The organism is Neptunomonas marina (genome assembly GCF_004005935.1).
GTDB lineage: Bacteria > Pseudomonadota > Gammaproteobacteria > Pseudomonadales > Balneatricaceae > Neptunomonas > Neptunomonas marina.
Genome location: NZ_SACQ01000003.1, coordinates 339952 through 363288, shown reverse-complemented (window position 1 = coordinate 363288; position 23337 = coordinate 339952). Strand labels below are relative to the sequence as shown.

Annotated in this window: 22 protein-coding genes; 21 read left to right on the top strand and 1 reads right to left on the bottom strand. The window is 51.6% G+C overall.

All coding sequences use genetic code 11. The features are described from left to right. Positions 1 to 89 precede the first annotated feature (89 nt). The 9 genes from soxX (at position 90) to EOE65_RS09250 (ending at position 7349) form a co-directional block, all read left to right on the top strand. Positions 90 to 446: a sulfur oxidation c-type cytochrome SoxX gene (soxX, locus tag EOE65_RS09290; RefSeq protein WP_127694022.1), complete on the top strand. Its 357-nt coding sequence runs from the start codon at positions 90 to 92 to the stop codon at positions 444 to 446. 36 nt (positions 447 to 482) lie between these two features. Further along, complete coding sequence (soxY, locus tag EOE65_RS09285) at positions 483 to 944, top strand: thiosulfate oxidation carrier protein SoxY (RefSeq protein ID WP_127694021.1); 462 nt, start codon at positions 483 to 485, stop codon at positions 942 to 944. Positions 945 to 965: 21 nt separating this feature from the next. Then, positions 966 to 1283, top strand: coding sequence for a thiosulfate oxidation carrier complex protein SoxZ (gene soxZ, locus EOE65_RS09280; RefSeq protein WP_127694020.1), 318 nt, complete (start codon positions 966 to 968; stop codon positions 1281 to 1283). Positions 1284 to 1350: 67 nt separating this feature from the next. After that, positions 1351 to 2217, top strand: a complete 867-nt coding sequence (soxA, locus tag EOE65_RS09275; RefSeq protein WP_127694019.1) for a sulfur oxidation c-type cytochrome SoxA — start codon at positions 1351 to 1353, stop codon at positions 2215 to 2217. Positions 2218 to 2232: 15 nt separating this feature from the next. Then, positions 2233 to 2655 carry a SoxAX-binding protein gene (locus tag EOE65_RS09270; RefSeq protein WP_127694018.1) on the top strand — a complete coding sequence of 141 codons (423 nt, stop codon included), beginning with the start codon at positions 2233 to 2235 and terminating at the stop codon, positions 2653 to 2655. Between the two features lie 71 nt (positions 2656 to 2726). Then, on the top strand, positions 2727 to 4496 hold the full coding sequence (soxB, locus tag EOE65_RS09265; protein ID WP_127694017.1) for a thiosulfohydrolase SoxB: 1770 nt from the start codon (positions 2727 to 2729) through the stop codon (positions 4494 to 4496). 262 nt (positions 4497 to 4758) lie between these two features. Further along, entirely contained in the window at positions 4759 to 5559 is an 801-nt protein-coding gene (locus EOE65_RS09260) for a transporter substrate-binding domain-containing protein (protein WP_127694016.1), read from the top strand. A gap of 103 nt (positions 5560 to 5662) precedes the next feature. Beyond that, on the top strand, positions 5663 to 6613 hold the full coding sequence (locus EOE65_RS09255) for an amino acid ABC transporter permease (protein WP_127694015.1): 951 nt from the start codon (positions 5663 to 5665) through the stop codon (positions 6611 to 6613). Then, positions 6606 to 7349, top strand: coding sequence for an ATP-binding cassette domain-containing protein (locus tag EOE65_RS09250; protein WP_338067672.1), 744 nt, complete (start codon positions 6606 to 6608; stop codon positions 7347 to 7349). The genes EOE65_RS09255 and EOE65_RS09250 overlap by 8 nt, the downstream gene beginning before the upstream one ends. Positions 7350 to 7389: 40 nt before the next feature. On the opposite strand, the gene EOE65_RS09245 is transcribed toward EOE65_RS09250, so the two are convergent. Beyond that, positions 7390 to 9477, bottom strand: coding sequence for a molybdopterin oxidoreductase family protein (locus EOE65_RS09245; protein ID WP_127694014.1), 2088 nt, complete (start codon positions 9475 to 9477; stop codon positions 7390 to 7392). 208 nt (positions 9478 to 9685) lie between these two features. Between EOE65_RS09245 and EOE65_RS09240 the strand changes: the two genes are divergently transcribed. The 12 genes from EOE65_RS09240 to EOE65_RS09185 all read left to right on the top strand — a co-directional run bounded on the left by EOE65_RS09240 (position 9686) and on the right by EOE65_RS09185 (position 23317). Next, a complete protein-coding gene (locus tag EOE65_RS09240; protein ID WP_127694013.1) occupies positions 9686 to 10330 on the top strand; it encodes a hypothetical protein in 645 nt (214 codons plus the stop codon). A 19-nt stretch (positions 10331 to 10349) separates the two neighbouring features. Further along, positions 10350 to 10886 carry an elongation factor P hydroxylase gene (locus EOE65_RS09235; protein WP_127694012.1) on the top strand — a complete coding sequence of 179 codons (537 nt, stop codon included), beginning with the start codon at positions 10350 to 10352 and terminating at the stop codon, positions 10884 to 10886. A gap of 153 nt (positions 10887 to 11039) precedes the next feature. Continuing rightward, positions 11040 to 11111 carry a pyrroloquinoline quinone precursor peptide PqqA gene (gene pqqA, locus EOE65_RS09230; RefSeq protein WP_003243383.1) on the top strand — a complete coding sequence of 24 codons (72 nt, stop codon included), beginning with the start codon at positions 11040 to 11042 and terminating at the stop codon, positions 11109 to 11111. A gap of 143 nt (positions 11112 to 11254) precedes the next feature. Continuing rightward, positions 11255 to 12175, top strand: a complete 921-nt coding sequence (pqqB, locus tag EOE65_RS09225) for a pyrroloquinoline quinone biosynthesis protein PqqB (RefSeq protein ID WP_127694011.1) — start codon at positions 11255 to 11257, stop codon at positions 12173 to 12175. A gap of 20 nt (positions 12176 to 12195) precedes the next feature. Beyond that, a complete protein-coding gene (pqqC, locus tag EOE65_RS09220; RefSeq protein ID WP_127694010.1) occupies positions 12196 to 12963 on the top strand; it encodes a pyrroloquinoline-quinone synthase PqqC in 768 nt (255 codons plus the stop codon). Next, complete coding sequence (gene pqqD / locus EOE65_RS09215) at positions 12956 to 13234, top strand: pyrroloquinoline quinone biosynthesis peptide chaperone PqqD (RefSeq protein WP_127694009.1); 279 nt, start codon at positions 12956 to 12958, stop codon at positions 13232 to 13234. The genes pqqC and pqqD overlap by 8 nt, the downstream gene beginning before the upstream one ends. Then, complete coding sequence (gene pqqE, locus EOE65_RS09210) at positions 13209 to 14393, top strand: pyrroloquinoline quinone biosynthesis protein PqqE (RefSeq protein WP_127694008.1); 1185 nt, start codon at positions 13209 to 13211, stop codon at positions 14391 to 14393. The genes pqqD and pqqE overlap by 26 nt, the downstream gene beginning before the upstream one ends. A 4-nt stretch (positions 14394 to 14397) precedes the next feature. After that, on the top strand, positions 14398 to 16251 hold the full coding sequence (locus EOE65_RS09205) for an alpha/beta hydrolase family protein (protein ID WP_164847063.1): 1854 nt from the start codon (positions 14398 to 14400) through the stop codon (positions 16249 to 16251). Positions 16252 to 16625: 374 nt separating this feature from the next. Beyond that, complete coding sequence (gene ercA / locus EOE65_RS09200; protein ID WP_127694006.1) at positions 16626 to 17789, top strand: alcohol dehydrogenase-like regulatory protein ErcA; 1164 nt, start codon at positions 16626 to 16628, stop codon at positions 17787 to 17789. Beyond that, entirely contained in the window at positions 17773 to 19506 is a 1734-nt protein-coding gene (locus tag EOE65_RS09195; RefSeq protein ID WP_127694005.1) for a PAS domain-containing hybrid sensor histidine kinase/response regulator, read from the top strand. Before ercA ends, EOE65_RS09195 begins: the two co-directional genes overlap by 17 nt. Positions 19507 to 19587: 81 nt before the next feature. Further along, positions 19588 to 20730: a nitric oxide-sensing protein NosP gene (nosP, locus tag EOE65_RS09190; RefSeq protein WP_127694004.1), complete on the top strand. Its 1143-nt coding sequence runs from the start codon at positions 19588 to 19590 to the stop codon at positions 20728 to 20730. After that, positions 20723 to 23317, top strand: a complete 2595-nt coding sequence (locus tag EOE65_RS09185) for a hybrid sensor histidine kinase/response regulator (RefSeq protein WP_127694003.1) — start codon at positions 20723 to 20725, stop codon at positions 23315 to 23317. Before nosP ends, EOE65_RS09185 begins: the two co-directional genes overlap by 8 nt. Positions 23318 to 23337 lie beyond the last annotated feature (20 nt).

Here is a 23337-nt window from a genome sequence, read left to right as displayed (position 1 = left end):
TTGTTTGCTATATTAAGTAGCTCTACTATTGCTTATAATTATAAAAATAAACAGTGTCTGCGAGTAAGGCACGCCAAAAGGAGAGTCGAATGCGCAAGTTGACCCTATCGATATGTGCAGCAAGTTTGTTTGCCCTGTCCGCTGGAGGCGCACATGCCGCCTCTGAGGAGATGATCGCAGAGGGCAAGGCAGTTTTCATGGGTAAGTCCCGTGGTAACTGCATTTCATGCCATCAAATCAATGATCCTGATGCAAATCTACCGGGTAACCAAGGGCCGCCGATGATTGCTATGAAGCAGCGCTTCCCGGACAAGCGTAAGTTGCGTGCTCAGGTATGGGATGCCACCCGCAGCAACCCTATCAGTATCATGCCACCACTTGGTAAGCATTGGATCCTCTCCGAGGAGGAGATCGATGCGGTTGTTGAGTATATCTACCAGTTCTGATGTGCCCTTGAGGTAATAAGTAAAGAGGAAAACACTATGAGTTTACATCGTCGCACAGTGATTAAAGCGATTGCCACAGGGGGAGCGCTGGTAGGTGCGAGCGTGCTTATGCCAAAGCTAGCCTTTGCTGCTTGGAATAAGTCTGCCTTTGAAGCTAAAGATCAAACGGCCGCAATGAAAGCCTTGCTTGGCGCTGAAAACGCTGAAAATAGTTCCGAAGTGACGCTAAAAGCGCCAGATATTGCTGAAAATGGCGCAGTGGTTCCGGTCACTGTTTCATCGACTTTGGCAGATGTTGAGTCGATGAGTGTCTTTATCCAAGACAACCCATCACCGCTGGCTGCGGAGTTTATGATTCCTGCAGGTACAGCTGCAAATGTGGCGACCCGTGTACGTATGGGTAAGACCTCAAAAGTAACCGCAGTTGTGAAAGCGGGCGGCAAGCTATATAGCGCGTCTAAAGAGGTAAAAGTCACCATTGGTGGTTGTGGCGGTTAATAGGGGCTCAGGAGAAGAATCATGGCTAAAGGCATTTTAAAAGTAAAAGCAAAAGCGGCTGGCGGTAAAACGAAAGTTAAGATGATGGCTAAGCACATCATGGAATCTGGTCAGCGAAAAGATAAGAAAACAGGTGAGTTAATTCCCGCGCTGTTTCTACAAAACATCATGGTAAAGCTAGCAGATAAAACTGTATTTGAAGCGAACCTAGGGCCTGCAATCTCTAAGAATCCGTACCTTTCATTCTCTTTTGAAGGGGGGGCGAAGGGTGATGAAATGGTGATCACTTGGACAGAAAACTCTGGGAAAACAGCGACAGAAACAGCGAAAATTAAATGATGACACGTTCTGGGCAGGCTGCTAAGCCTTGCCTGCGTGCCTCTTTAACATTAAGTGGGTGCTACCTATGAAAATAATAAAGACACTCTCTCTTGGGGTTGGACTGATGGCTGTAGCTCAGTTCACCACTGCGGCAGGAGCTGGTAATACGATTGAAACGGTAGATCCTGAAGCAGACCGCATGGCGCTTCAGAACTTCTACAAAAAGCGTTTTCCTGATACGGAATTAGACGACTACGTTAATGGTATCTATTCAGTGGATGCCGCCTCACGAGCGCAGTGGGAGGAGCTGGAAGAGTTTCCTCCTTATGAGTTTGCGGTTGAGGAAGGTGAGCGACTGTTTAACGAGCCTTTTGCAAACGGTAAAACGTATGCGAGCTGCTTTGCGAACGATGGCGTTGGCATTCGCCAGAACTATCCCTATTGGAACAAGCAAGAGGGGACAGTTAAGACGCTCGAAATGGAGATCAATGAGTGCCGTGAGAAAAACGGTGAAAAGCCGCTAAAGTGGGGTAAAGGCGAGATCGCTCGCATCTCCGCTTACATGGCTTGGACATCACGGGACAATGTCTTTGACATCAAAATCCCAGAAGATGACCCTCGTGCATTGGCTGCATACCTAGAGGGTAAAAAGTTCTTCTATTCTAAGCGTGGTCAGTTGAACTTGTCCTGTGCGAACTGTCATCTGCAGGGCTCCAATGTTCGCATCCGTGCGGATCTCCCTAGTCCAGCACTTGGCCATGTTAGCCATTTCCCCGTGTTCCGCTCAAAGTGGGGTGAGTTGGGTACACTGCATCGTCGCTACAAGGGTTGCCATAAAGACAGCCGCTCTAAGCCGCAAGAGATGCAGAGTGACATCTACCGCAACTTAGAATACTTCCAAACCTACATGAGTAACGGCTTGGTAGTTAACGGGCCCGGCGCACGTAAATAGGATAAGGAGAAACCCATGAAGAAAACACTGTTACTGAGTGCGGCTATCCTTCTTACCCCTACGTGGGTTATGGCCGAGACACTAAAAGAGGCGTTTGAGACTCACCGCGCTATGTATGGTAAAGACCATACCTTCACGTGGCAGGGAAAAGAGTACTCAACTAATCACCCTGAAGAGTTGGAAGCGCGTGTTGAGCCGACCCAAGGTAATGCAACGGCACTACTTGAGCTTGCAAAAGCGGAAAATAAGAAAGCTGCGAGTGTGGGTTACGAGTGGAAGCTGACGCGTGGTTTACTCAAAAATGCTGAGGCTGCAATAAAAGAGGGCGAGTACCAGCGTGCTCTAAATTTGGCAGCGCAAGCTAAGTACCATGCTCGCATCGGTATTGAGCAACATGCGTACGCGGAGAAAAACTGGCAGCTGTCGGTTCCGCAGTAGTCTGGATGACGAAAATGCCTGTAGCAGAGCGAATCTCTACAGGCATTTTTTATGCTTAAAGGGGAATAATTATGTCGATGTCCCGACGTGAGTTTGCACAGCTTATCGGTTTGGCTGGTGCGGCAGGTATGCTGCCAACAACAGGGTTTGCAGCAGCGAAACAAACGGCTGATCCGTATGAACTTGAGAACTTCGGTAACGTCCGTCTTTTACATATCACCGATTGCCATGCGCAGTTAAACCCGGTTTATTTCCGTGAGCCAAATGTCAATTTAGGTGTCGGCACTGCTTACGGTAAAGCACCGCACTTAGTGGGTGAAAAGTTGTTAGGTCACTTTGGTATTGCACCTAACACATTAGAAGCACACGCTTTCTCTTGTTTGAACTATGAGTCGGCCGCGCGCCAATACGGCAAAGTCGGTGGGTTTGCCCACCTAAAAACGCTGGTTGATCGCTTGCGCGAAACCTACGGGCGAGAGAAAACACTCTTGCTAGATGGTGGAGATACTTGGCAAGGTTCGGGCACATCGTACAAGACGCGTGGCATGGACATGGTCAAAGCGACCAATGAGCTGGGCGTCGATATTATGACCGGCCACTGGGAGTTTACTTATCATCAGCAGGAAATTCTCGATAATATCAAAGCGTTCAACGGTGAGTTCCTCGCTCAAAACGTGTTTGTTACCGAGGATGCTCTTTTTGAAGGTGCCGACGAATATATCCACGATGAAGACACGGGGCATGTGTTTAAGCCCTATTCGATCAAAGAGATAGGTGGCGCACGTATCGCAGTGATTGGACAAGCGTTCCCACGTACAAAGATTGCTAACCCAGCGCGCTTTATCCCTGATTGGACCTTCGATATTTACGATGACCTGCTGCAAGAACAGGTTGATGCGATTCGTGCTAACGAAAAAGTTGATGCCGTCGTTGTGATATCTCACAACGGTATGGATGTGGATATCGCTATGGCCAGCCGCGTCTCTGGTATCGATGTCATCTTGGGCGGACACACGCATGATGGTATGCCAGAACCAACGGTTGTAAAAAATGCCGCGGGTAAAACACTGGTGTGCAACGTTGGTTCCAATGGTAAGTTCCTTGGAGTGATGGATCTTGATGTCAGCAATGGCAAAGTCCGTGGCTTCCGTTACCGCTTGTTGCCGGTGTTCTCTGAGCTGATCGCTCCGGACCCGAGTATGGCGCAGTTGATTACGGATATTCGTCAACCATATACGAGTTGGTTAAACGAGGAGCTTGCACCGGCAGATGAGGTGATGTTCCGCCGGGGTAACTTTAACGGCACATTTGACCAAGTGATTTGTGATGCGTTGCGTAAAGTGAACGATGCGCAGGTATCGCTATCGCCGGGGTTCCGTTGGGGCACAACCGTCCTGCAGGGGCAAATGGTCACAATGGAGCATGTGCTTGATCAAACCTGTTTGACCTACCCAGAGACGTACGTACGCGAAATGACCGGGGCGGAGCTGAAACTTATTCTCGAGGATGTGGCTGATAACCTATTCAATCCAGAGCCATACTTGCAGTCAGGTGGCGATATGGTGCGAGTGGGAGGGTTTGACTATGTCTGCGACCCGACCGCTAAAATCGGCAACCGAATTAGCGAGATGACGCTAGATAACGGCGAGCGTATCGATGCCAACAAACGTTACAAAGTGAGTGGCTGGGCAACTGTTGGTGCGCGTTCTGAAGGCGCTGATATTTGGGATGTTGTTGCTGACTACCTGCGTGATCGTAAAGTGGCTAGCATCGACAAGCTTAATACACCGAAACTCAAAAATGTTGCCGGAAATCCGGGTATCGTCGACTACCCTGCATAATCCAACCAAGCGAGGTTGGGGCTTCCCACCTCGCTTCATTTCAAACAAGAGCTGATACGCGTCAACGTATGACCATGTAGCTCTACCCCGCATACATTCAAGAAACCTTATCCACTATATTGCTCCTTGAATTCATATAATAAAACAGATAGTTTCTACATCTTGCCTACGGGAATCTAAATTTTTTGTCTACTAGTCTAAAGGGTTAGTTGGCATAAGCGTCTACTACAACAGCTTTAACAACAATAATGGAACGATCCTTATGAAAAAAATGTTTAAAACCGCAGTTGCTGCGATCGCTTTGATCTCCTCTACGGTATCTCTGGCGGCAGATAAGTCCACGCTAGATAGCATCCTAGATGCTGGTGAGATGAAAGTTTGCTTTGACGCTGGCTACATGCCATTTGAAATGAAAGCAAAAAATGGCGGCTTTATCGGTTTTGACATCGATCTGGCGAAGCAGATGGCGAAAGCGATGGATGTAAAGTTTACGCCAGTCAATACAGCATGGGACGGTATCATCCCAACCCTACTGACCGGTAAGTGCGATATCATCATGGGTGGTATGACGATCACAGCGCAGCGTAACCTGAAAGTTAACTTCGCTGATCCGTATGTTGTTATTGGTCAAACAATTTTGGTTCGTCCAGAGCTGAAAGATAAGATCAAATCTTACCGTGACCTCAACAACGGCGAATACACTGTCGCAACGAAGCTGGGTACAACGGGTGAAGCTGCGGTAAAGCGTATGCTTAGCAAAGCAAAAATTAGCCTGTTTGAAACTCAAGCAGACGCGGTGCTAGAAGTGTCTAACGATAAAGCGGACGCGTTCGTTTATGACCTGCCATTCAACGCGCTATACGCTAGCCAAAACCCTGATCAGGTAAGCCACCTAGAGAAGCCGTTCACATACGAGCCACTGGGTTGGGCGATCCGTAAAGGTGATCCAGATTTCCTTAACTTCCTAAACAACTTCCTGCGCCAGATTAAAGGCGACGGTAGCTACGATCGTATCTACGCGAAGTGGTTCAAGTCTGACAAGTGGTTGCAGCAAGTTCAGTAATCACGCTTCACTTAGCGCGCGCTTGCTAACACAGGTGCGCGCTTAGTTTTAGTTTTTCGCGGCCTTCTGGCCGTTTTGTTTTAATTAGAAAGGTCATTTTTACATGCACTCAAAACAAAGAGCATGGTTCTGGAACGCTGTGTTTTTCGCAGTGATTATCGGGATTGGCTGCTCAGTTTATCTTGCGGGTAAGCGGATAGATTACACTTGGCGCTGGGATCGTGTGACTCCCTTCATTATCAATACCGACCCTATCTCCATTAGCGCTGAGCGCAACGGTACGGTTGAGATTAACGCCGATCAAAGCCAAATCACGCTGATTCCTGACTCGGGTGAAGAGTCATTCGTGATTACTGAGTTTACCGAGACACTGGTGAGCGATGGCGATCTCGTTTTTGAAGGCGACACGCTAGCGGAGCTGCATGGATGGCGCATAGGGCCGATTGTTGAAGGCCTCATTGTCACGATAGAGATATCGCTCTACTCACTGTTAATCGCCCTTGCATTGGGTCTGCTCATTGGCTTGATGCGGATCAGTGCGAACCCTGCGGCACGTAAACTCGCCATTGTTTACATCGAGGTGATACGTGGTACGCCGCTGTTGGTACAGATCTTCATTATGTACTTCTTTATCGGCACAGTACTTGAACTTGAGCGCTTCACCTCAGGTGTGGTGGCACTATCGGTATTTACCGCCGCTTATGTTGCTGAAATCATTCGAGCTGGTATTCAGTCGATCCCCGACGGCCAGATGGAAGCCGCGCGCTCGTTGGGTATGAGTTACCCCAAGGCGATGATCTACGTCATTCTGCCCCAAGCGTTTAAACGTACTCTTCCACCCTTAGCGGGACAGTTTATCAACTTGATTAAAGACTCCTCCTTGGTATCGGTTATCTCAATCACCGACCTGACCAAAGCAGGCCGAGAGGTTGTCAGTGGTAGCTTTGCACCGTTTGAAGTTTGGTTCACAGTGGCGCTTTTATATCTGCTGCTAACCGGCATTTTGTCTTGGTCTATTCAACGTTTGGAAAAGAGGTTATCAGCCAGTGACTAATACACCTGATGATATGATCGTCGCCAAAAACGTTGATAAGTATTTTGGTGAATTACATGCACTAAAAGATGTATCGGCAACGGTAAAACGTGGCGAAGTTGTTGTGATTGTAGGGCCATCTGGCTCTGGTAAATCCACGTTCTTGCGGACTCTCAATCAGTTAGAAGAGATCGATAGCGGCTCCTTAATGATTGACGGTACCGATATGTACGCCCGCGATACGAACATCAATAAGCTTCGTGAACACGTGGGGATGGTGTTTCAAAGCTTCAACCTGTTTCCGCACAAGACGGCACTGGAAAACGTAAAGCTGGCACCGTTAAAAGTGTCTGGCCGCGCTGAAGCTGAAGTGCATGAGAGTGCAAAAGAGCTGATGTATAAAGTTGGCTTGGCTGAGCGCATGGATAACTACCCCTCGCAGCTATCCGGCGGGCAGCAACAGCGTGTCGCGATTGCGCGAGCACTGGCTATGAAGCCGAGCATCATGTTGTTTGATGAGCCAACCTCTGCCCTCGACCCAGAGATGGTGGGTGAGGTGCTAGATGTGATGAAAGGGCTTGCGAACGAAGGTATGACGATGGTTGTTGTGACACACGAGATGGGCTTTGCGCGCGAAGTTGCCGATCGTGTGCTCTTTATGGAAGAGGGTGCGTTACTGGTGGATAAAAAGCCAGACGCGTTCTTCGATAACCCAGATCATCCTCGTCTCAAGCAGTTCCTGTCTAAGGTTCTGTAATGGTTGTCAAAAAAGAGCGGCTTAAAGCCGCTCTTTTTCGTTATAGCGCTTGCTTTTTCCGAAGCCAAATTTTGGCATCGTGGAAGACCGCTCCACCGCGCGGTAAAGCAGGCTCCGCGCTTACCAGAGCATTGATACCCACGCCCTCAGCAAATGCGGCGTTTGGCCATAAACCCTCTACGATAATGACACCCGGCTGCACACCATCAAACGGCTTGGCCCACAGCGTCACTTGCCCAAGTGAGTTACCCAGTGTGACAAGATCACCCTCGTTGATGCTTTGCTCGGCACAGTCGTTAGGGTGAATAAACGCGGTCGGGCGTTTCTCCTTCTTCACTGATCCTGGTGTTTCGCTAAATGACGTATTCAAGAAGGTTCGTGCTGGTGCGGTAACCAAGCGGAAAGGGTGGTCGCAATCTGCCGCTTCAATCAGCTCGGCGTGATCTGGTAGAACAGGCAACTTACCCTCTGCATCCCCTAGGCTCTGCCAGTCGGCAAAAAAGTGGAAGCGGCCATCCGCATGACCAAACCCGTTCAAGAAGTGCGCATCAGCGAACGACTCAGCCAGGTCGATCCCCTCTTGAGCATGGATCTCCTCTGCGCTCGGCAGGCTGCTATGTTTGAGTGCTTGGTTGAGCAATTCCATAGAGGAGTGCGTGAATAACGTACTGCGTTCATGGCCTAGCAGTTGTGCCAATGCGCAGACCACATCATGGTTGCTACGGCTATCGCCTTGTGGCGGAATGATCGCCTTACTAACCTGAACATGCGTATGGCCACTTGCTGTGTAGAGGTCATCGTGCTCTAAAAACGTCGTCGCAGGTAGCAAAATATCAGCCATAGCGGCTGTTTCGGTCATCATCTGTTCGTGGACGACAATAAACAGGTCATCGCGCTTAAAACCCTGATGCACCTTATTTAAGTCCGGTGCGACCACCATCGGATTGGTGTTCTGAATAAATAGCGCTTTAACCGGCGGGCCATCGCCAAGGTCATCTTGATTACCGGTCAGTACTGGGCCGATACGCGACATATCCAACTCTCGTGTGGCGTGTGTTGCAAGTGACTTACCTTGGAGTAGGTCTTTATCGATCCCTTTATAGATATCGCCATGGCCGTACAGGGCGCCGCCGCCTTCAACCTGCCATGCGCCTGTGATCGCAGGGAGACAAGAGACAGCATGCATATTAGATGCGCCATTGCGAGAGCGGCTCATACCGTAACCTAAGCGGATGTAACTGCGCTGTGTGCCACCGTAGAGTCTTGCAAATTCAATAATCTGCTCGCAACTGAGCCCAGTTATCTCTGCCGCCCACGAGGGTGTTTTGGATGCTAAATGCTCGGCAACTTCGGGGGTGAAGTCTGTGTATTTTTCAAGGTAGGCATGATCGGCATACCCCTCTTTAAGGAGCTGATGCATCACCGCGCAAGCGAGGGCTCCATCGGTGCCGGGGCGCAGCATCAGGTGCAGATCTGCTTTTGCCGCAGTGGGTGTGCGATAGGGGTCAACCACCACCAGTTTCGCACCACGACGTGCCGCTTGCTGAATATGCGTCATCACATTTATTTGCGTGTGTACGGGGTTTCCACCCCAAACCACGATCACCTCACTGTGGCTGAGCTCACGTGCGTCCACGCCGCGCTTTGTGCCAACGCCCGCCTGCCAACCTGCATTAGAGATGCCAACGCAGATCGTCTCTTTTTGACGCGAATATCCCATGGCATAGCGTAAACGATGGGTCGCTGCCAGTTGGCACCACCCCATAGTGCCCGCGTAGAAATAGGGCCAGATCGCTTGCGCACCGAACTCCGCGGTAATTTGAGTAAAGCGGGTAGCAATTTCCTGCAGCGCTTCATCCCAACTGATTGGCGTAAATGAGGATAACCCTTGCCCCCGTGGGCCTGTCCGGCGCATCGGTACCGATAGACGCTCGGGGTGATGAACACGCTCTGCATAGCGAGCTACTTTGGCGCAGATCACGCCCGCCGTGTAGCTGTTGCGTTTGCTACCGTGCACACGGCCAATGGTGTTCGCATCTTTCTTCTCGACCTCCAGTGCACAGGTGCTTGGGCAGTCGTGAGGGCAGACAGCGTAGTGTTTAATCGTTTCGGGTTTGCTCGCTTTCATGATGTTCTCGTACTGAGCAGATGTTGTTTTGGGTCTGCTGCGAAAGTCTTATGTTAGGCTCGCTACTCTACACCATCTTCTGGTCAGGGTGGCGATTTGGCGGGGCTTTGCTGCAAATTTGTGACAACTGCAAAATCTACCTTGAGGCTCGGAATCACAGCCCGTAGTTTGCTAAACTACGCCCTTTCTTGATTTTGGAGCCTGTAGCATGAAGCTAACTCTCTCGATACTGTTTGTAGCCCTCGCGTTGGCAGGCTGCCAGAGCACACCAACACAGCCAGAGACAGCAGCGCCGCAAACCGCACCAACCAACGAGCAGCAAACGGCCACGCCACCGCCACAAGCATCGCAGAACCAAAATGTTGACTATCTGTCTGGTCAGTTGACCACTATGCAGGAGCAGCTGATCCAAACCCGTGCCGATGTGGGCCGCTTAACTCAGAGCCAGCAGCTCTTACTGGCCAAAACGCAGATGCTGATTGATGCGCAAAACACCGCTCCGGCCGCGGCTAATGGTGCTGACAACAGTGTGTCTGTTCCCGCGATGGAGTCGCTCTCTGCGCGTATCGAGCATCTGTCAGATAAGTTAAATGCCGACTTTGATCTGGTATCGGTTTACAGTGCACGCGGTACATGGATTTTAGTTCGCTACAACCGCCGCACCGGAGAGGCTTGGCTGGCGGATGATGGCCGCTGGAACCTGCTGGTTGAAGAGGGCGAGTTACCTGTCTCCTTTTATGCCGTTAATTTACTGCCAGCGGCAAACGACGTAAAAGGCTATGTCGCGGCACGTGTTGACCAACGAACCGGCCAAACTTGGATTCTGGTGGAAGACCGCTGGGCCTCTTTTTAGTATTTGCACAAGACCACATATGAACCACAATCCGGATGATCTGATTGCCATTTTTAATGGCTGTTTTGCTGACACGCTCAATACTCGATTGGTACGCGGCGACGATGAGCCGATCTATCTGCCTGCCAATGATCAAGTGCCCTATCATGGTATCTATTTTGCCCATGGGTTCTACGCCAGTGGTTTGCATGAGATAGCCCACTGGCTCATCGCGGGGCCTGAACGGCGTTTGTTGGAGGACTTCGGCTATTGGTACGTGCCTGATGGCCGTACTCAGGCGCAGCAACGGCTGTTCGAGCAGGTGGAGATTAAACCGCAAGCGACGGAGTGGGTATTAGCGCAGGCCGCGGGTTTTCGGTTCTGCGTTAGCGTTGATAATCTAGAAGGCGATCCGGGCGATACCGAACAGTTCAAAGATAATGTGTATACCCAAGTTTTAACTTACTGCCAAGAGGGTTTACCCGAGCGTACGCAAGTGCTGCGCGATGCACTGAGTCGGTTTTACGGTGTGGATCGGGAGTTAACGCCGGATAGCTTTGATCGTAGCGCTATTTAGCCGAATGCAAAGACCCAGCCTCGTTATGGTCTGTTTAGCTGATAAGACCAAAATGAGGAGTTTTTTCGTTCCAAAGTACCATATCTGGCCCACTGATCCCTTTTTATTATCTGTTGGTACCACCTTTCGATAACAAAAATAGAGGATCCAATTATGTGGACTAAACCAGCCTACACAGACCTGCGCATCGGCTTTGAAGTAACAATGTACTTCGCAAACCGTTAAGCCTTCGCAGCAATAGCTCTCCTTGGCCCCAGCGTAAGCTGGGGTCATCTACAGAAAAACTGATCCAATATTTGTCGTCCAATCCGCCACTCTAGCGAGCAGGTGTCGGGATTCGTGCGGCCAAAATTAGAAGTAGAATAATAATGAAAGTACAGGTATTAGGCTCAGCCGCCGGCGGTGGGTTTCCCCAGTGGAACTGCAATTGTAAGAACTGTTCAGGTGTTCGGGCGGGTACAATCAACGCAAAACCGCGCACGCAATCATCGATCACGGTCAGCGCTGATGGTGAAAACTGGGTGCTGTTTAATACTTCCCCTGATATTCGTGAGCAGTTGGCAAATTTTGCGCCGATGCAACCCAATCGCGCGATTCGTGATACGGGTATCGCCGCCATCGTCTTTATGGATAGTCAGATAGATCACACCACGGGGCTACTGATGCTGCGTGAAGGCTGCCCGCACCAGATCTGGTGCACGGAGATGGTCGAGCAAGATCTCTCAACAGGTTTTCCTGTACTTTCGATGCTAAAACACTGGAATGGTGGCAACGAGGTTCATCGCATACCGGTGGGTGAGGCGGATAATAGCTTTACCATTGCGCAAGCGCCCGGTCTTAAGTTTACTGCGATTCCGCTGCTGAGCAGCGCGCCACCTTACTCGCCACACCGTGATGACCCGCATCCGGGTGATAATATCGGCATGCTCATTGAAGATACACGCAGCGGAAAAACGGTGTTTTATGCACCGGGCCTTGGCCAGATTGAGCCGCACCTACGTCCCTACATGGAGGCGGCGGATGTGCTGTTGGTTGATGGCACGATCTGGCAAGAGGATGAGCTAATCGTCACCGGTGTTGGCGACAAACTAGGTGTGGCGATGGGGCATCTGCCACAGTCGGGTGAGGGCGGTATGATCGAGTATTTAGATACGCTCCAAAAACCGCGCAAGATTCTTATCCATATCAATAACACCAACCCTATTCTTGATGAGGATTCGCCAGAACATGCCGAGGTGCTGGCGCATGATATCGAGATTGCATTTGATGGGATGTCGATCGAGCTATGATCGCGCAAGAGGAGCCAATCATGACGACACACAGCAGCCAAAATCCGCTCAGTCGGGAAGAATTTGAAGCCGCTCTGCGCGCTAAGGGCGACTTTTACCATACTCAACACCCCTATCACATTGCGATGTATGAGGGGCGCTCCACGCCCGAGCAGATCCGTGGTTGGGTGGCTAACCGTTTCTATTATCAGATCAGCATTCCTGTTAAAGATGCTGCCATTATGGCGAACTGCCCAGATCGTGACGTGCGCCGTAGTTGGGTACAACGGATGCTGGATCATGATGGTTACGATGGCGCTGAAGGCGGGATCGAGGCATGGTTGCGGCTCGGAGAGGCCGTGGGCTTAACCCGCGAAGAGATCCTCTCGGGGGAGCATGTACTGCCGGGGGTTCGTTTTGCAGTGGATGCTTATGTTAACTTTGCGCGCCGTGCCACGTGGCAAGAGGCGGCTAGCTCCTCATTGACTGAGCTGTTTGCTCCGGGTATCCACAAGAATCGTCTGGATACGTGGCCTAAGCATTATCCGTGGATCAAAGAGGAGGGCTATCAGTACTTCCGCAACCGCCTGACTGAGGCACGGCGTGATGTGGTGCACGGGCTCGAGATTACCCTAGACCACTACACCACCCGCGAACAGCAGGAGCGGATGTTAGAGATTCTCCAATTCAAACTTGATGTGCTGTGGTCGATGCTAGATGCGATGACCATGGCTTATGAGCTTGAACGCCCGCCATACCATACAGTGACGCCGAATAAGGTTTACCACCGAGGGTTGTTCAATGAGTAACTCTATTGCGTTGCACACGGTGCCAAAGCTCAATCGGCTGTTTCGCTTTCAATGGGAGCAAGCGCAAGAGGCCTATGTGCTGCTCTACCCAGAGGGCATGATCCAGCTCAATGGACCTGCGGGTGAGATTCTCGCATTGGTAGATGGCGAGCGTGATGTGCAGCAGATCATTGCGCAGCTACAGCAGAAGTTCGCTGATGCGGGTGATATCAGCCAAGATATCGTCGAGTTTTTGGGAGAAGCCCATGCGCAAAACTGGATCACCTTGTAGTGGGCAAAGCGGGCTACCTAATCCTGCCTTTGGTCATGAAAAACCACACGGTAAACCCTTATGGTTGCTGGCGGAGCTGACGTATAAGTGCCCGCTACAATGCCCTTACTGCTCCAATCCGCTTGATTTTGCCGGCGCTGGTGCTGAGTTAACCACCCAGCAATGGCTAGATGTGTTTGCGCAAGGCCGCGAAATGGGCGCTGTGCAGCTTGGGTTCTCAGGTGGTGAACCGCTGGTGCGCCAAGATCTCGCAGACCTGATCGCGGGGGCGCATGAACTGGGTTATTACACCAATCTCATCACATCAGGCGTGGGTCTGAATGCCGCAAAAATGGCAGCGTTTAAACAGGCTGGGCTGGACCATATCCAGATCAGTTTTCAAGCCAGTGATGCTGACGTCAACAATATGTTGGCCGGTTCCAAAAAAGCCTTTGAGCAAAAGTTAGCGATGGCGCGTGAGGTCAAGGCGCAAGGCTACCCGATGGTACTTAATTTTGTAACGCATCGGCACAATATTGATCAGATCGACCGCATTATCGAGCTATGCGTGGCACTTGAGGCCGACTATGTTGAGCTAGCCACATGCCAATATTACGGCTGGGCGTACGAGAACACAGAGCAGTTACTGCCCACCCAAGCTCAACTGGCGCATGCAGAAGCTGTGACAAACGACTACCGTGAGCGGCTGGCGGCAGCGGGTAACCCTATTAAGCTTATCTTTGTAACTCCCGATTACTACGAAGAGCGCCCCAAAGGTTGCATGAATGGTTGGGGGCAAGTCTTTCTGACCGTTACGCCAGATGGTACGGCGCTGCCATGCCACAGTGCGCGTATGTTGCCGTTGGAGTTTCCCAATGTGGCTGATAGCACACTCAAGGAGATTTGGGACGCCAATCCTAGCTTCAACTATTTCCGCGGTGATGACTGGATGCAGGAGCCATGTCGTAGCTGCGATGAGAAGGACAAGGATTTCGGCGGATGTCACTGCCAAGCCTATATGCTAACAGGCGATATGCACAATGCTGATCCGGTGTGCAGTAAGTCGGCGCATCATCACAAAATTGTCACTGCGCGTGAGCGTGCCGAAACCGTGACCAATGCACCTGATCAGTTCGTGTATCGCAACGAGCGTAACTCACGCGTTTTCGCGAAAGGGTAGGGAGATGCAAGCCGGTTTCTGGCCCAGTGATCTTACGGCAGAGCAGGCGGTAGCTGCCAGTACCGAGTATGGCCAAACGGCGTTGGATAGTGCAGGCCGTGCCTATTGGGTTGAGTTTCGACCGCACGAGCATGGACGTAATTGCATCTGCAGAGAGGGCGCCCATAAGGGCACGATCGAGACACTAACGCCAGAAGGCTACAGCGTGCGCAGCCGGGTATATGAGTATGGTGGCACCAGCTGGAGCTTGTTAGACGATGATCGGCTAGTATTTGTGAACGCAGCGGATCAGCAACTTTATCTGCAGCAGTTTTCAACCGGCACTATTCGCGCTGTTACGCATAGTAAGTCCGCGCGCTACCTAGAGCCAATTTGGGATGTCCGTTGTCAGCGTATTGTCGTTGTAGAGGAGCATCATGCCAGTGCTGGTGTTGATAACCGCTTAGTGTCTATCTCGCTCGATGGTGAGCGCGAGATCTTGCATGAGCAGCACGACTTTTATGCCTATCCGACCCTAAGTCCATGCTGCGGACAGTTAGCTTTTATTGCGTGGGACCACCCCCATCAACCTTGGACGGCCACTTACGCTTACCGCGCTAAGGTATTACCAACTGGCGATCTATCGGCACTAGCACGCATCGGCGATCAACTGCCTGAGGCGCTGTCGCAGCCTCAGTTTGATGCCGCAGGCCAGCTCTACCTGATGACTGACCGGGAAGGCTGGTGGAATCTTTATCGCTGGGAAACCGATGGCTTAACGCCAATACTGATAGATCATTGCGATATGATCATGGCGCCTTGGCAAGCGGGGCTGCGCCACTACGGTTTTAGCGGTGAGGGCAGCCTTTGTTCGGTAAAGCTGCATCACCAAGGCAGTGAGCTGTGTATCGATGGCCAAGCATTATCAACGGCCTTTAACCACTTTCGCTCTCTCGCTGTGCAGGGCAACAGGCTGATCTGTGTTGCGGGCAGCACTGAGCGCTTAACGGCGGTTATCGCCATTGATCTTACGCACGCTAAGGTGACGGTATTACGTGGTAACGAGCAGTCACTCGCCCGCGATGATTGTGCCTTACCACAGCCGTTCGAGTTTGGTGCTGATCAGCACCGTTGTTATGGGTATCTCTATCAGCCCGCCAATCAGCAGTTTTCAGTAGTAGAACAGAGGCCGTTGGTGATCTTTCTGCATGGGGGTCCGACCGCGGCGACCTATCCGGTATTTAACCTCAAAATTCAGTTTTGGACGCAGCGTGGTTTTGCCGTTTTGGATCTTAACTACCGCGGTAGTGCTAACTACGGGCGCAACTATCGTGCTGCGCTACAGCACCAGTGGGGAGAGCTTGAAGTGGCGGATATCCGCCAAGCGGTGGTGGAGCTGGTGGATCATGCGAAGATCGACCCGCAGGGGATATTTATACGCGGCAACAGCTCGGGCGGATATTCGGCGCTCAATGCTATGCGCAAGCTCAATTGCTTCGCAGGCGGTGCGAGCCTCTACGGCGTGACTGACCCGCTGCTGTTAAATGCGGCGACCCACAAGTTTGAGTCACACTATTTGAGTTGGTTGATTGGGGATCCCGTTCATGATGCGCATCGTTATCAAGAGCGTGCGCCTGTTCATGCGGCAGACCAGATACAGTGCCCAGTGATCTTTTTTCAAGGCGAACAGGATGCGGTGGTATTGGCCTCGCAAACGCGAGCGATGGTGGCGTCGCTTAAAGCACAAGGCAAGCGGGTAGAGGCTCACTACTTTGAGGATGAGGCGCATGGCTTCCGTCAGGCTAAGAACGCGGCGTGGGTGTTGGAGCAAGAGTTAGCGTTTTACCGCCGATCTCTCCACAATCAGGTGGATATTTAACGATCGATGGGCCGTATACCAAAGTAGTAATTGGAATCGTTCTGTTGCATAGCAGCATTGTTGGCAAAACTGATCAAGAATAGGGCACGAAGTACGCGCTCTTCGCTTACTGATCATTCTGAGGCTGTGAGTTGCCTATCTAATGCTCTTACCGTCGTTTTGCCTGCCGTTTGCAGGCTTTTTTTTGCCGCTAGATTTTGCACAAAGCAAACCCATTTTTGCGTTCGCAACATCGCTAATATAGTGAAAGCGGGCGCTGTGGAGCTGCTGCGAATCACGACGTGATCCATCGTTTACGTTACACTGCGCGATCAGCTAAAAAATAATAAAAACGAACGTCACATCGGATAGTGGAAGTGGAATGAGTAGAGTCGATGAGTAGCGATATTTCGAATCTGAGGAAGTTTGTTTCCCCAGAAATTATCTTCGGTGCTGGGGCCCGAAATTCGGTCGCCAACTACGCGAAGAATTTTGGTGCCCGTAAGGTGCTAGTGGTATCGGACCCTGGCGTGGCAGAAGCCGGATGGTTGCAGGAGGTATGTGACCTGCTTGAAGCGGCTGATATCGATTATGTTTGCTTCACGGATGTTTCGCCCAACCCGCGTACGTCAGAGGTGATGCAAGGTGCGCAGTTTTATCAAGAGCATCACTGCAATGTGATCGTTGCCATTGGCGGCGGCAGCCCGATGGACTGTGCAAAGGGCATTGGTATCGTCAGTGCCAACGGGCGGCACATTCTGGATTACGAAGGTATCGATACGATCCACTTGCCGATCCCGCCACTGATCTTCATTCCTACCACCGCGGGTACATCAGCCGATGTTTCACAGTTTGCGATTATCTCTGATCCTGTTGATCAGGTGAAAATCTCCATTGTTAGTAAAGCGGTTGTGCCAGATGTTGCGCTGATTGACCCAGAAACCACCGTCACGATGGATCCGTTTTTGAGTGCCTGCACGGGTGTGGACGCGATGGTGCACGCAATCGAAGCCTTTGTCTCAACAGGTGCGGGCCCGCTGACCGATATGCATGCACTGGATGCGATTCGCCTGATCAACGAAAACCTGACAGCACTGGTCAACGATCCCTCCGATATCCGGTTGCGCGAACAGGTGATGTTGGGCTCGATGAAAGCGGGATTAGCCTTCTCCAACGCGATTCTTGGTGCAGTACATGCGATGTCACACAGTTTGGGAGGCTATTTAGACCTGCCTCACGGGCTATGTAATGCCATGCTGCTAGAGCATGTGATCGGCTTTAACTACAAGGAAGCTGAAGATCGCTTTAAGGTAATTGCCGAGTCGCTGGCGATCGATACGCGCGGTATGTCCACGGTGCAGGTAAAAAAAGCACTGATCGGCCGTGTCACAACGCTGAAGCAAGAGGTGGGCTTGACCCAGCGTCTAGCCGAGAGTGGTGTGAGCCTTACGGATATTCCGACACTCTCCGAAAAAGCACTACATGATCCATGTATTCTTACCAACCCGCGCAAATCGAATCAGCGTGATGTAGAAGCGGTATATGAAGAAGCACTCTGACAATCCAGATCAAGCATTTGCCAATCTGATCGGGCTTGGCAATCACTCTGCCCGAAAAAGCTATTACTCTGAGCTGGTGGGCAAGCTGGATGAGCTTGAGGCGGAGAAGAACCGCTACGAGTGGCTCTTTGAAAACGCCCAGCAGGGCATTTTACAGGTCGCTTTAGATGGCGGAATCTTGCTGGCAAACCCTGCTATGGTGCAACTGTGTGGCTACCCAGACGCAACGACGTTTTGCCGCGATATCACGCAGCTCGAATCACGTCTGTTCAGTTGTACTGATGCGTACGAAGAGTTCCGTTATCAGTTGGTACAGTCTGGCAAAGTGTTCTGTTTTGAAACGCTGTTTCGCCGCTATAACGGCGAGTGTGTCCATGTCTCGATCAATGCCTTGCTGCGCCACGCTGATAAAGAACAGCCAACGATTGAAGCCTTCGTTCAAGACATAACCGAACGTAAGAAAACCCAAGCCCGCCTTGAGGAACTAAACGAAGAGCTGGAAGAGCGGGTGGCAAGCCGTACGCGGGAGCTGGTGAAGCTCAATGACCAGCTATGGCAAGAGATCTCAGAGCGAGAGCTAGCTCAACGTGAGCTGAAAGTGGCCAAAGAGGCAGCGGAAGAGGCGAACCACAGCAAAGATAAATACCTTGCTGCGGCGAGCCACGATCTGCTGCAACCGATGAACGCAGCGCGTTTGCTGATCGCTGCTCTGCGCGAACGCCCGCTAGCGCAGCAAGATGGACAGTTAGTTGAGCGTGTTCATCTGGCGCTTGAGAACGCCGAAGACCTCCTTACAGACCTGCTAGATATCTCTAAGCTCGACCAAAACGCAGTACAACCGGACATTAGCGAGTTTCGCGTCAGCCAGTTGATCCGCTCGATGGTCGGCGAGTTTTCGCCAGTGGCAGAGGATAAAGGCTTAACGATTAGCGCCTGTGATAGCCAAGCGGTCGTGCGTAGTGATTCACGCTTGCTGCTACGCATTATTCGTAACTTTATCAGCAATGCTATCCGTTATACCGAGCGGGGCCGTGTCTTGGTGGGCTGTCGCCGCCGTGCAGATACGCTGAGTATCCAAGTCTGGGATACCGGCACCGGTATTCCTCAAGAGAAGCAGGACGATATCTTCAAAGAGTTCCAGCAGCTTGAGTGCCATACCATGAAAGAGCGCCAGGGTGTTGGGTTAGGTTTGGCCATTGTCGATCGTATCGCCAAGATGCTCGATCACCCCATCGAAGTTTCATCCGTGGCGGGTAAAGGTTCTATGTTTGCTATCGATGTGCCGCTGGCACAGAACCAAGCGCCTTCGATGCTGATTAGCTCTTTCAGTATGCCAGTACAGGATCGGCTCCAAGGGTTGCCGGTTCTTGTCATCGATAATGAAGAGAACATTCTGGCGAGTATGCAGGCGCTGCTCTCGCAGTGGGGTTGCAACGTGGTCACGGCAGCGAGTGCAGCTGAAGCGCTTGAGGCGTGTCGTCATCAAGATGTTGCCCCTGAAGTGATTTTGGCGGATTACCACCTAGATCACGGCAAAGTAGGCACCGATGCGATTGTCTGGCTCCGTGAACAATTTGGTTTAGCGCTGCCTGCGGCGGTTCTGACTGCTGACCGCAGTGCAGACTGTCGTGCTGAGTTTAAACGTTTGGCGCTGCCGGTACTCAATAAACCGGTTAAACCGAGCAAGCTACGTGCGCTGCTGACTCATCTCGCCTGAGGGGTCAGAAGTAGTATATGGGTGCGCGATAGCAGCGATTAGAATAGTGAGAATATCTCCGCTGGGTGGGTCTGAATTTTGATGAATAAACCATTTATACAAGCCGCCTCCTATAGCCAAGACCCTGCCGTTGCCGCCCATGAGCTGCAACGCCAACTCAGTGATACGCAGCTCGGGTTTGTGCTTTTTTTCTGCTCCGCCGAGTATCCACTCGATGCCTTGGCTCAGGCTCTCAATAGCGCTTTTCCAACGGTTGATATCGTCGGCTGCACCACTGCGGGTGAGATAACTGCTGATGGGTATGGGCAGGGCTGCATTAGTGCAATCGGCTTTTGCCAAGACGCGTTCGCGATATCGGCAGCCCCGATAGAGGATCTCGACTCGTTTAAGCTCACCGATGCCCAGCTGCTTGTGGATGGCCTCATTCAGAACTGTCGTGAGCGGGATATAGCGCCGATAAAAGGCCGCTCATTTGCTATTACGTTGCTGGATGGACTATCGATCCAAGAGGAACGAGTCCTTGCAACGCTCAACTCTGTGCTGGGTAGTATCCCTGTGTTCGGTGGCTCGGCGGGAGATGACATCCATCTTGCGAAGACACATGTCTACTACCAAGGCCGTTTCCTTACCGATGCTGCTGTGATTATGCTCGTAAACACCACTTACGAGTTTGAGGTGTTTACCACCCACCATATGGGGGAGCCGTCTGAAAAGCTGGTGGTGACCGAAGCTGATGCCGAGGGGCGCTGTGTTTATGAGCTAAATGCCGAGCCCGCTGCGCTTGAGTATGCGCGCGCGATTGGCGTACCGGTGGCAGCGCTCAATCATGAGGTGTTTGCGCTAAACCCCGTGGCGGTGAAGCTAGGCGATGATTACTTTGTACGCTCGATTCAGCAAGTGAACCCCGATTTAAGCCTCAAGTTTTACTGCGCGGTGGAGAACGGCATCGTCTTAACGGTGATGCAGCCGCAAGATCTGGCGGCGAATTTAGTCCAGACACTAGAGTCGATCGAGTCGCGTATTGGCGAGCCGCAGCTCATTATTGGCTGTGATTGCTTTTTGCGGCGTATGGAGTGTGAGTTACGTGGGTGTTCTGAGCAGGTTTCTGATCTTCTACAACAGCACCGTGTGATCGGCTTCAATACCTATGGTGAGCAGTATGAAGGGATGCATATCAATCAAACCTTTACCGGCGTAGCGATCGGGAGCCACCGCCATGAATGAGGCTGAACTAAGGGCGTACATCGCGCAACTAGAGAACGATAACCGCAAACTCAGGAAGATCAACTCGGTGTTGGTTGATCGGGTTGAAGCGGGTGGCTGCCAAGGTGCAAACCCCTATTCGGCATTTGAGCACTCTGTTGTACTGGCTGAACAGGTGCGCGAGCGTACCGAGGAGCTCAACCTTGCCCTCAGTGAAATTAAAGCCAGCCACCGTGCCTTAAAGCATGCCAATAACGAAGCGGCGCTAGCGAACCAGCGTTTAGTAGATGCTATTGAAAGCATCTCTGATGCCTTCGTGCTGTTTGATCGCGAGCGGCGTATTGTGCTGTTTAATAGCAATTTCCGCGAAGTGTGGGCCGCCACGGGTCAAGAGATTGAAACTGGCGTGACCATCGCCGATATTACGCGCCTAGCTCATGAGAGTGGCTTGATCGATGAAGAGTACCCCGCGGATGTATCGGGCAGCCGTGTGTATCGGCTATGTAACGGCCGTTGGGTGCAGATGTCTGAGCGCCTGACCCAAGATGGTGGTTTGGTTATCCTCTTTACCGATATCACGGCGATTAAAGCGCGGGAAACCGCAGAAAAAGAGCACGCGTTAGCGCAGAAAACCAAGCTTTTGCAAAATGCCGTTGATAACCTCTCGCAAGGGGTTGTGCTGGTGACATCGGAGGGCCGTGTTGAGCTTTGGAACGATCGTTTCTTAAATCTGACCGGCGTATCGCTATCTGAAGTAGAGAGTTACCCGCCGTTTGCTGCATTGATGCTAGGCAACAATGCAATTTTGCAACATGCACTGACCGCCGCGCAGCAGGGTAAGGTGCTCGCGTCTGAACAGCGTGGTGTGCATGGGCAGGTGATTGAGGTACGCACCCACCCCATGCCGCAAGGTGGCTTTGTGAATACCTATACAGATATCACTGAGCGCCATAAATATGCCGAAAGCTTGCGTCAGAGTGAGCAGTGGATCCGGCTGATTACTGACAATGTACCAGCATTGATTGCGTTCTTAGATCAGCAACTTAATTTCCGTTTTACCAATAAGGTGTATAACCAGTGGTTCGGGCTAGAGAGCAACAGCTTAAACGGCAGTAACATCTTCTCGATCTATACCCGTGAAGAGTATGAGCGGCTGCGCCCTTACATTGATAAAGCGCTGTCGGGGCAGAGTGTGACCTTTGAAGCGTGGCAGCGAAACGGCCTCGGTGAAGACCGCTATATGCTCAAATCTTATGTGGCCAACATCGATGCTGATGGCAATCCCGACGGCTTCTTTGTCATGATTCGTGACATCACCGAAAGACGCCGCTCAGCTGAGGCGCTAGAGCTATCGCACCAACTGCTGGAGCAACGGGTAGAGGAGCGCACCTCAGAGCTGACCGCCGTGAATGCAAAGCTGCGTTCAGAGATCACTGAGCGGGTCGAAGCTGAGTCGCGTATGCGTGAAGCAAAACAAGAGGCGGAGCAGGCCAACCTATCCAAAACTAAGTTTTTGGCGGCGGTGAGCCATGATCTGTTGCAGCCACTGAATGCGGCGCGGCTCTTCTCTGGGGCGCTGACCGAGCAGATTCAAGATCCGAAGCGTTTCGCACTAGCGCAGTCGGTTTCTAATTCGCTGGATGATGTCGAGTCATTGCTGCGCACGCTGGTGGATATCTCCAAGCTGGATGCGGGGGTCGTGACCCCAGATATTATCGACTTCAGTCTGCAAAACCTGATGAGCACCTTGGCTGCCGAGTACGAGCAGCTCGCAAGCACCGAAGGGCTGCGCTTTCGCTGGGTGGATTCACGCGTTACCGTGCGTACTGACTCGCAGCTGTTAGCGCGTATTTTGCGTAACTTTTTAACTAATGCCATCCGCTACACCAGCCATGGCAAGGTGCTGCTAGGCTGTCGTCACGTTGGTGATGATGTATGGATAGAGGTTCATGATACTGGTGTTGGGATTCCGAAGGGGCAGCTGAATGCAATCTTCGAGGAGTTCAAACGGCTCCAGCCCGAACGCCCCGGTTGTGAGCGTGGCTTGGGTCTTGGTTTGGCGATTGTGGATAAAATTTCACGGGTACTGGGGCATGAAATTCGGGCTCGCTCCATTGAGGGGTTGGGTTCGGTATTCGCGGTTAAAGTCCCGAAAGTGAAAGCGCAAGCGCCGGTGCTATCAGGCCCTATTATGCCGCTGGTGACGGAGCGCTTATCCGGTGCGCGCATCTGGTTAATCGATAACGATGAGGCGATCTGCCAAGGGATGAGCATGCTGTTAGAGGGGTGGGGTTGTGAGGTGACAACCGCGCTATCTTTCGCGCATTTGGCTGCGCAAGTTCAGTTTAATGAAACAGCGGATATCTTGATCGCCGATTATCATCTCGATAATGGCTGCAATGGTGTGGATGCTGCACGTGATGTACTGACCAGAGCTGCTGAGGCCATTCCTGTGCTGATGATTACGGCAAACTACAGTAAAGAGCTTAACCAAGAGGTACGCGGGCTGGGCTATCACCTGATACATAAGCCGGTGAAACCGCTGAAGCTGAAAACAACGCTGATCCACCTGTTGGAGAGTAAACAGGCCGTTAGTTCAGTGGAGTAACAGCCTGCGCCAAGGGGCAG